Consider the following 8,547-nt stretch of genomic DNA (forward strand, 5'->3'; position numbering starts at 1 on the left):
CATGAAACTGGTCATGCTGGGGGGGACTTTCAATCCTCCTCATCTGGGACACTTTAAAATTGCAGAGGCTGTCCGCCTGGAATTCGCCTATGACAAGCTTGTTCTTGTTCCTTCCTATAAACCGGCACACAAGGATATTAAGGGGCATGTCAGCTTTCATGATCGGTTCAGGATGGTGGAACTATCCCTGGAGGATTGGGGAAATTCCTTTGTTTCTGACTGTGAATATCAACGGAAGGGTGTGTCCTACAGCATCGATACAATCCGGTATTTAAAAGAAAGATATACCCATGGCGAGAAGCCGGGTCTCATCATAGGTGATGATCTGGTCAGTGGATTTCATCGCTGGTATAAGGCAGAAACCCTGGCAGAAGAAGCAGATATCATCATATGTCACAGGGGAAATCCTGAAGATCTGGTTTTTCCCTTTCCCCATCGCTATTTCCAAAATTCAATTTATCAGGTCTCTTCTTCCGAAATAAGAAAAATCCTGGCTGCCAAGGGCAATGCTTCCGATTATCTTGCACCGGCGGTGCTGGAATATATCCGTAGGGAAGGTCTATATGGGGCTTGAACAGGATCTTCTCTCAGATGGTCCCGGGTTTCTCAGCCGCCGCCGCTGGGATCATTGCTTGAGAACTGCAGATTATGCGGTTTTTATGGCCCATCATTTTTCTATTGATCCGGAAAAAGTACGTCTGTCCGCACTGGCTCATGATCTTGCCAGGGAACAGAGGGCCGAAACGATACTTGAATGGGCTCTGCTTGATCAGGACGAGCTCTCTCCTTTTCATTTTTCTCATCCTGTCTTGCTTCATGGATTCGCATCCGCCTGGTACTTGAGAAAACATTACGGACAGGATGATCCTTCCATCTTAAATGCAGTCCGGTATCACACTACAGGACACCCGGTTCTGGATGGTCCAGGGTTGATCGTTTTTGCAGCAGATTACATGGAACCTGGAAGAAGCCATCTAACCGATCTTGATCGGGATGAGTTGCTGACACTGTCCCTGGAGGGCCTGGTATTGTCCATATTGGATTCCATGAATCTGTACCTTCTCAGAAAAAAGGCTGACCTCGCTCCAGACAGCAGGGAGTTGTACCAAATCCTGAAGAAAAGGTACAATGTGTGTCCATGAAAGACCGACGTGCACCCGATTTATCCCTGCTGCTTTTGATTCTTATTTTTCTCATTCTGGCAGGATTGTCACTTTATATTCTCCTCACTATGAAAATTGATGATTATAAGGAAATGATTAATGATCACAGGCTCATAAACACAGTTCTTATCATTGAGAAAGATGGACGTCCGATAGTGACGGAACTCTATTACTATCATCCTGAAACCAAGAAAGGAGCTCTTCTGAATATTCCGGAAGAGACGGGAGCTCTTATACGCTCTCTTAACAGAGTCGATAGAATTGATACCCTCTATAATTCCGAAGATCCTTCCTATTATCTGAATCAGATTGGCCTGCTCACAGGGATAGAACCGGATTTTTTTATACAGATCAAAACTAAAGCGCTAGTCAGTCTTGTTGATTATATTGAAGGGATTGAGATCTTTCTTCCAAATCCTGTGGAGGTTCTGAATGAAAACAGGAGAATCCTCCTTCCTTCGGGCAGTGTGAATCTTGATGGGGACAAGGCTCTGGATTACCTGATCTACAGAATTGACGGAGAGTCTTCTGACGAGAGGATCAAGCGGGAGCATGAACTGATCTTGGGAATTCTTAAGAAACTGAACCTGATGTACAGCCCCCGGTTTTCAGAATCCTTTATTGAATATATCTATCCTGAGATAAATACGAATCTTGATGATAAATCTTTAGATTCTTTCCTGCATGAGCTCGCGTCCCTTGAAGTCGATAGGGTTGTTTTTCAACAGGTTCTGGGGACAAGCCGGAAGGTAGATTCTCAAATTCTCTACTTTCCACACTATGATGGTAAGCTTTTACGTGAAACAGTAAAACAAATGCAGGATTCCCTCTCTGATTTCGATGTACTTAAGGATGAAAAACTGATATTGTCATTGGAAATCCAAAACGGAACATCGCGAAACGGTCTGGGGAGTAGAACGGCTCAGGTTTTTAAAAGTTACGGTTATGAAATCGCATCTGTCAAGAATGCCGATTCAAACCGATATGAAAATACGGTTATTCTGGATAAGAAAGGAGACCCGGCTGCGGCTCAAAGGGTTGCCAATCTCATCAAATGTCAAAGAATCTTTACGGATGTTGACCAGAATCGGGATGAAACAGTGGATATTATAATTATATTAGGAAAGGATTTTGATGGAAGATATGTTAAATAAAAAAGGGGCTGATCTCTGGAGCAGTGCTTTGAGTGCAGTACAAGAGGCGAAAGGTCTGAACCCTATTGTTCTCGATCTGGTGGGACATTGTTCCTGGACCGATTATATGATCATTGTAACGGCAACCAGCCGGGTACACCTCAGAGGAATTTATCAGAAAGTCCTGGATCTGTTAAAAGCGGATGAACATCTGTTTATACGTAACAGCAAAGGCACGAAAGATGAGAATCAGTGGATTCTTATGGATTGTGGTTCCCTCGTTATTCAGATAATGACTGCCGAAGCCCGGGAGTATTATGATCTGGAAGGTATCTGGTTTGAGTCAGAACTGATTTTCAAGGAAGAAGATTATTCTTCCATCTCTTCATCTTCTAACTGATCATAATCTTCCAATTCATCATTGTAGATGAATGGAAGAATCTTATCATCATCGTCCAGCACTCCTTCTTCATCATCCTGATCAATTTCTCTTTCAAGATGATCATCAATGTTTGACTGAGCGATACCGTCATCATACTCTTTGTCCATCTGTTCATCAAAAGCATCAATACCCTGTTCTAAGAGATCGTCTTCTTCTGCTGTGGTAAAATACATAAATGGCAAAACCGAAGCATCTTTCAAATCCGAGTCTGAATGAATCATGTAATAATCCTTGGAGGGCGGAAGTTCGTAGAAATTTAATATCATTTTTTGTTAATATTGCCAACCGTAGATATATAAATTAAAATGATTTTTATTATGAATGATGAGAATTTTAATGAATTAATGAAATTAGCCCTGAAAGAGGATCTCCAGGACATGGGAGATATCACATCCAGAGCTATATTTAATGACGACGAAACAATGACGGCTTTATTGAAAAGTAAGGATACAGGAATACTGGCGGGGATCTCCTTTTTTTCCCAGGTTTTTCTCAGTGTGGATTCACGGATAGAAGTCCGGAAAAAGATGGACGACGGGACTACTTTAAGACCGGGAGATATCGTAGCTACGGTAAGTGGCCCGGTCGCTGCCGTATTGGAAGCAGAAAGAACCGCCATCAACTTCCTTTCCTTTCTTTCTGGAATTGCCAGCTGTACGGCAGAGCATATAAAAGCCGCGGAGGACAAGGGGAATGTTGTCATTCTGGATACCAGAAAAACACTCCCGGGTTACAGATCCCTTTCCAAGTATGCCGTCAGGATGGGCGGAGGTCAGAATCACCGGATGGGACTGTATGATATGATCATGATCAAAGATAACCACATCGATGCTGCCGGCGGAATCAGCTCTGCTGTCTCACGAGTCAGGGATAAATGGGGTGATCACTACAGGATCGAGGTGGAATGCCGGACCCTTGAAGAGGTGAAAGAAGCATTGGATTGCCGTATCGATGTGATTATGCTTGATAATATGAGCCCTGAACTGACATCCCAGGCCGTTTCTCTCAGAAAAGGGAGTCTCGAGTTTGAAGCATCCGGGAATATGGATATTGAAAAAATAAAAAGATACAACAACACTGGTGTGGACTACATTTCTATTGGAAAACTGACCCATTCTGTGACGGCTTTCGACTTTTCTCTTGTGATGGAGTAGCTAGTGCCTGAAAACGATCAATTTGATGTTATTATCCTGGGGACTGGAATCTCTGGCCTGGCTTCGGCTATTACGGCCAGCGAAAAAGGATTGAAAGTCGGAATTTTCAGTAAATCGAAAGACCTTGAGGAGACAAATACTCTCTATGCCCAGGGGGGGATTGTCGGTACAGGTCGTGATGACAGTCCCTCACTTCTCGCTGAGGATATCATCAAGACCGGAGATTTTCTCAATAGCACGGAGGCTGTGAATCTCCTATCCCAGACTGGTCCCGGGCTCGTGGACGAATATCTTGTGGAAAAATTGGGAATTCCTTTTTCAAGAGACAGTGAAGGAAAACTGGATCTGGCTCGTGAGGCCGTTCATTCTGTGCGTCGTATCTACTATGACAGGGATACCAGCGGGAAAGCTATTGAAGAAGGCATGCTGTCTTATGTCAAAAAAATGAAGGGCATACAGATTTTCCCCTTCCATATGGCAATCGACCTTATTTCCAGCTGTCATCATTCTACGGATACTCAGGCCCGATATGGTACGAACCGTATCATCGGAGCCTATATCCTGAACTGTGAAACAAAAGCGGTGAGTCCTGTCTTTGGAGCTGCTGTCGTTCTCGCAACAGGGGGGATCGGGCATCTGTATCTCCATTCTTCCAATCCCTCGGTGGCAACCGGTGACGGCATCGCCATGGCTTATCAGGCAGGTGCCAGTCTGATCAATTCAGAATATGTTCAGTTTCATCCTACGACTCTTTATCACCGGGATGCAGAAAACTTTCTGATTTCAGAGGCTGTCAGGGGAGAGGGGGCTATTCTTATCAACAAAAAGGGGGAACCCTTTATGGAGAGATACAATCCGAGTCTCAAAGATCTGGCACCCCGGGATGAAGTTGCCCGGTCCATTTATATGGAGATGGAGCGCTGCGGTTCCTCCTATGTCTATCTGGATACCCCTCGGATGTCTATTGATATTAGAAAGCGGTTTCCCGGAATTTACAGCAAGTGTCTGGATGTCGGCCTGGATATCACGAAAGAACCTATTCCTGTTGTTCCTGCGGCTCACTATTTCTGCGGTGGAGTCAAGGTGAATATGGATGGACAAACAACGATTCCCGGTTTGTATGCCGTGGGAGAGACAGCCTGTACCGGGGTTCATGGTGCTAATCGTCTGGCATCGATTTCTCTCCTGGAGGGGCTTGTCCTGGGACTCCGTTCGGGCTGGTCTATTTCTGAGAAAGCTGAGAGACCCACCCTTCAGATGCGGCGGTCCATTCCTCAATGGATTTTTCCTGAGAACGAGGATAAAGTGGATCCCATCCTGATCAAAAGTGATGTCCATACAATTAAGAGCCTTATGTGGAATTATGTGGGCATTATCCGATCCACCAAACGCCTGTCCAGAGCTCTGTCTGATTTGAATTATCACGCCCATCGAATCGACCGTTTTTATCGGCAGGCCGGACTGACCAGAGATCTGGTCGAGCTTCGAAACTCAGTTCTCGCCGCATCGGTTATAACCAAGGCCGCCTATAATAACCGTCATTCCCGGGGCTGTCATTTTATTGTCAGAGGGGAAGCTCCTCATGAAGAGAGTTAGTATACAGGCTCCAGCCAAGATCAATCTTCATCTGGAAGTAGGCAGGCTCCGGTCTGATGGATTTCATGATATCTGCTCTCTCTTTCAGGCAGTCAGCTTGTTTGATGATATACGGCTTGAGTTGACAGATCAGGAAGAAGAAATCCTTATCCAGGGAGATTTTCCCTGCCCCCCTGAGGAGAATCTGATCTATAAGTCGATCAACATCTTCCGGGAAAGCTGCCCTGATCACAGAGGTATTCTGGTTCAGGTGGAAAAGAGAATACCCAGCGAAGCCGGATTGGGTGGCGGCTCCTCCGATGCCGCCGCGGTTCTCAAGGGATTAGTCCTTCTTCTAGATCATAACCCGGGGGAACAAGTCCTTTTTGCTATGGCTTCCCGCCTGGGCAGTGATGTTCCTTTTTTTTTGAAATATCCTTCAGCCGCTGTCAGTGGCAGGGGTGAGATTCTTGAAGAAATGAAGAATATTCCGAATCTTTTTGGAGTCATTATTCAAGGGTCTGGAGAAGGCGTTTCCACTAGGTCTGCCTATCGGGCAGTTGACCGTGCCATGGAGGCTGGAATTCTAAGTCAATATGTTCTGTCTAAAGAAGATATGATCGAGTCCTATCTTCACTCGAAACCATCTGATTGGCCCTTCTTCAACAGCTTTATGGAAACTTACAGAAAAGGGAACAAACCTCTTGAGTTTATTTTCAAACTTCTTTATGATGCAGAAGCTATATTTGTTGGTTTATCTGGAAGCGGCAGCGCCTTATTCGGGCTCTTCCCAACGCAAAGATCAGCGATGAATGCGGAACGGTCATTAACAGGGCAGTTTCCATTTGTTGAAAGAATTAATTTCCTTAATAGCATTCCTGATGCAGTTGTAATATAATGAATGTATATTGCGCTAAAGCGGTAGGAGGAGCTGTATGGAAATTACTGACATCCGCATTCGTAAGGTCAATGCTGACGGTAAACTCAAGGCATATGTCACTGTTACTTTTGATGAGTCTTTTGTTGTTCACAATGTAAAGATAATTGAAGGAGACAGTGGAGTTTTCATTGCCATGCCAAGCAGGAAAACAAAAAATGGTGTGTATAAGGATGTTGCTCATCCCATAAATACAGACTTCAGAACTGTTCTTCAGGACAGAATTCTGGATGAATATAATAACCTGGAACCGGAGTCCGATGGTATGGATGAAGGGTAGGGTTGATATGTAAAAAAAAACAAAATTTGGACGTCGGCAAGTGGTAAGCCACCGGGTTTTGATCCCGGCATTCGCAGGTTCGAACCCTGCCGTCCAAGGTATCTGTTATTCGAAGGAGAGTTGAAGATGGAGCAGAAATCCCTTTCTGTTGTTGAAAGAACAGAATTTAAGAAAGGTCCTGCCAAAAAATTGAGGAGTGAAGGTTTAATTCCTGCCGTTGTCTACGGACATACGAATCCTCTTCATATTGCGGTAAATGCCATTGAGTTTGGTAAGAAATTTAAAGTTGTTACAGAAAACACGGTTATTAAACTGGAACTTGGTGATAAGACCATTGAAGTTCTTGTTAAAGCTATTGATGATGATATTGTAACCGAGACAATAAAACACATCGATTTCTATGAGTTTGAAAAAGGTAAAACCCTTAAGACTCACGTTCCTATTCACCTGATCGGAAATTCCATCGGAGCCAAGGAAGGTGGAATAGTGGAGCAGAAATTGCATCTGCTTGAAATTGAGTGTTTGCCCAAGGATCTTCCTGAAGCTATAGAACTTGATATTTCTCAATTGGAAACGGGTGATTCTATTCATGTCAGTCAGGTTCCCGTAGAAGATGGTGTTAAAATCCTGAATATGGAAACCCAGACTATTGTTGTTGTTACTTCACCAAAGGCAGTTGTTGTTGAAACTGAAGACGAAGAAGAAGTTGTTGCAGAAGAAGGCGCAGCAGAATAATCTTTATTCTGATCTGTTAATTATTGGTCTGGGAAATCCCGGGTCAGTTTATGAGAAAACCCGGCATAATGCCGGGTTTGATTTGATTGAGCTGCTTTCAGAGCAGCTCAATTTGTTACTTCAGAAACCCCTTTTCCGGAATTATCTATACAGTTCTGTGCTCAAAGGGAATCGTCGAATACACCTTGTTAAACCCCTCAGCTATATGAACCGTTCTGGAGAGATCCTTCCCTATCTTATGAAGAAATATTCCCTTCAGGTCGAGAATGTTTTGATTGTGACTGACAATATGGATCTTATTCCCGGTCGGGTCAGGATGAAACCAAAGGGCTCATCGGCGGGGCATAATGGCTTGAAGTCGGTGATGCATTTTCTGGGGACAGGGGAGTTTTACAGACTTTACATCGGCATTGGAAGACCGGAGAAGGAAAGCTCAGTCGTTGATCATGTTCTGGGTCTATTTTCTCAGGAGGACCGCAGACTTGTGGACTCTGTTCTTTCCCGAGCTGCCTGTCTCATCATGAATTCGACTGAAACAGCTTTGGAGCAGCTTTTGAATGAAATCAATTCAAGATAAAGTTGAAATTCTTTTTCATGAAACCCTGAGCACTCAGTTAAAGGATAGGATTCTTCCCTTCCGGATTATCGCCGCTTTTTCAGGGGGGCCTGATTCTACGGCTTTGCTTTTTCTTCTGAAAAGATTTCAGAAAGACTTTGGTTATGATCTTGAGGCGGCTTATGTCAATCATGGAATCAGACCTCTGTCGGAAACATCCATCGAAGATAATTCTGTCAAAAAACTGACTCTAGATTTACAAATACCCCTTCATATCAAAAAATTGAGTTCCGGGCTTTTGAAGCAGTATGCCAGCAGAAAACACTGCGGCCTTGAAGGGGCGGCCCGGCTCTTTCGTTATCGTTTTTTTAAAAAATTACAAACACTCTCACCCCCAGGTTCTGTCACGGCTCTTGGCCATAATCGGAATGATCAGGAAGAAACGATCATCATGCGTCTATTCTCCGGCGCGGGACTGGATGGTTTGAAAGGAATCCCTGAAAGTAGGGAGGCTTTGATCCGCCCGCTCATACACATTGACAGAGATTCGCTCATCCAATATCTGGAATTCA

Annotated in this window: 12 protein-coding genes and 1 tRNA gene; 12 read left to right on the top strand and 1 reads right to left on the bottom strand. The window is 44.2% G+C overall.

What is annotated here, in order from left to right:
* Window position 1: 1 nt before the first annotated feature.
* From nadD to rsfS, 4 genes are read left to right on the top strand one after another with little or no spacing between them, the layout of a single operon-like run.
* Window positions 2-574, top strand: a complete 573-nt coding sequence (nadD, locus tag PF479_RS01270; RefSeq protein ID WP_298001431.1) for a nicotinate (nicotinamide) nucleotide adenylyltransferase — start codon at window positions 2-4, stop codon at window positions 572-574.
* Entirely contained in the window at window positions 564-1,142 is a 579-nt protein-coding gene (yqeK, locus tag PF479_RS01275; protein ID WP_298001433.1) for a bis(5'-nucleosyl)-tetraphosphatase (symmetrical) YqeK, read from the top strand. Before nadD ends, yqeK begins: the two co-directional genes overlap by 11 nt.
* Entirely contained in the window at window positions 1,139-2,317 is a 1,179-nt protein-coding gene (locus PF479_RS01280) for an LCP family protein (protein ID WP_298001434.1), read from the top strand. Before yqeK ends, PF479_RS01280 begins: the two co-directional genes overlap by 4 nt.
* Window positions 2,307-2,696: a ribosome silencing factor gene (gene rsfS, locus PF479_RS01285; protein WP_298001436.1), complete on the top strand. Its 390-nt coding sequence runs from the start codon at window positions 2,307-2,309 to the stop codon at window positions 2,694-2,696. Before PF479_RS01280 ends, rsfS begins: the two co-directional genes overlap by 11 nt.
* Here the strand turns inward: rsfS and PF479_RS01290 are convergent.
* Complete coding sequence (locus tag PF479_RS01290) at window positions 2,666-2,959, bottom strand: hypothetical protein (protein WP_298001438.1); 294 nt, start codon at window positions 2,957-2,959, stop codon at window positions 2,666-2,668. The two genes, rsfS and PF479_RS01290, sit on opposite strands and share 31 nt — an antisense overlap.
* Window positions 2,960-3,055: 96 nt before the next feature.
* On the opposite strand from PF479_RS01290, the gene nadC reads away from it, so the two are divergent.
* From nadC to tilS, 8 genes are all read left to right on the top strand, one after another.
* Complete coding sequence (nadC, locus tag PF479_RS01295; protein WP_298001439.1) at window positions 3,056-3,892, top strand: carboxylating nicotinate-nucleotide diphosphorylase; 837 nt, start codon at window positions 3,056-3,058, stop codon at window positions 3,890-3,892.
* Window positions 3,893-3,895: 3 nt separating this feature from the next.
* The gene (gene nadB, locus PF479_RS01300) at window positions 3,896-5,488 is read left to right on the top strand and encodes an L-aspartate oxidase (RefSeq protein ID WP_298001441.1); all 1,593 of its coding nucleotides are present in this window, start codon (window positions 3,896-3,898) and stop codon (window positions 5,486-5,488) included.
* Complete coding sequence (gene ispE, locus PF479_RS01305) at window positions 5,475-6,365, top strand: 4-(cytidine 5'-diphospho)-2-C-methyl-D-erythritol kinase (RefSeq protein WP_298001443.1); 891 nt, start codon at window positions 5,475-5,477, stop codon at window positions 6,363-6,365. Before nadB ends, ispE begins: the two co-directional genes overlap by 14 nt.
* Before the next feature lie 37 nt (window positions 6,366-6,402).
* On the top strand, window positions 6,403-6,684 hold the full coding sequence (spoVG, locus tag PF479_RS01310; protein ID WP_298001445.1) for a septation regulator SpoVG: 282 nt from the start codon (window positions 6,403-6,405) through the stop codon (window positions 6,682-6,684).
* 26 nt (window positions 6,685-6,710) lie between these two features.
* Window positions 6,711-6,782, top strand: a tRNA-Gln gene (locus tag PF479_RS01315).
* Window positions 6,783-6,810: 28 nt separating this feature from the next.
* Window positions 6,811-7,419 (top strand): 50S ribosomal protein L25, encoded by a 609-nt coding sequence (locus PF479_RS01320; protein ID WP_298001447.1) that lies wholly within the window; start codon window positions 6,811-6,813, stop codon window positions 7,417-7,419.
* Window positions 7,394-7,996: an aminoacyl-tRNA hydrolase gene (gene pth / locus PF479_RS01325; protein WP_298001449.1), complete on the top strand. Its 603-nt coding sequence runs from the start codon at window positions 7,394-7,396 to the stop codon at window positions 7,994-7,996. Before PF479_RS01320 ends, pth begins: the two co-directional genes overlap by 26 nt.
* Window positions 7,977-8,547: tRNA lysidine(34) synthetase TilS (tilS, locus tag PF479_RS01330; protein ID WP_298001450.1), on the top strand; the 571-nt coding region annotated here is incomplete at its 3' end. The genes pth and tilS, both read left to right, overlap by 20 nt.

The sequence above is a fragment of the Oceanispirochaeta sp. genome, assembly GCF_027859075.1.
Taxonomy (GTDB): Bacteria; Spirochaetota; Spirochaetia; order DSM-2461; family DSM-2461; genus Oceanispirochaeta.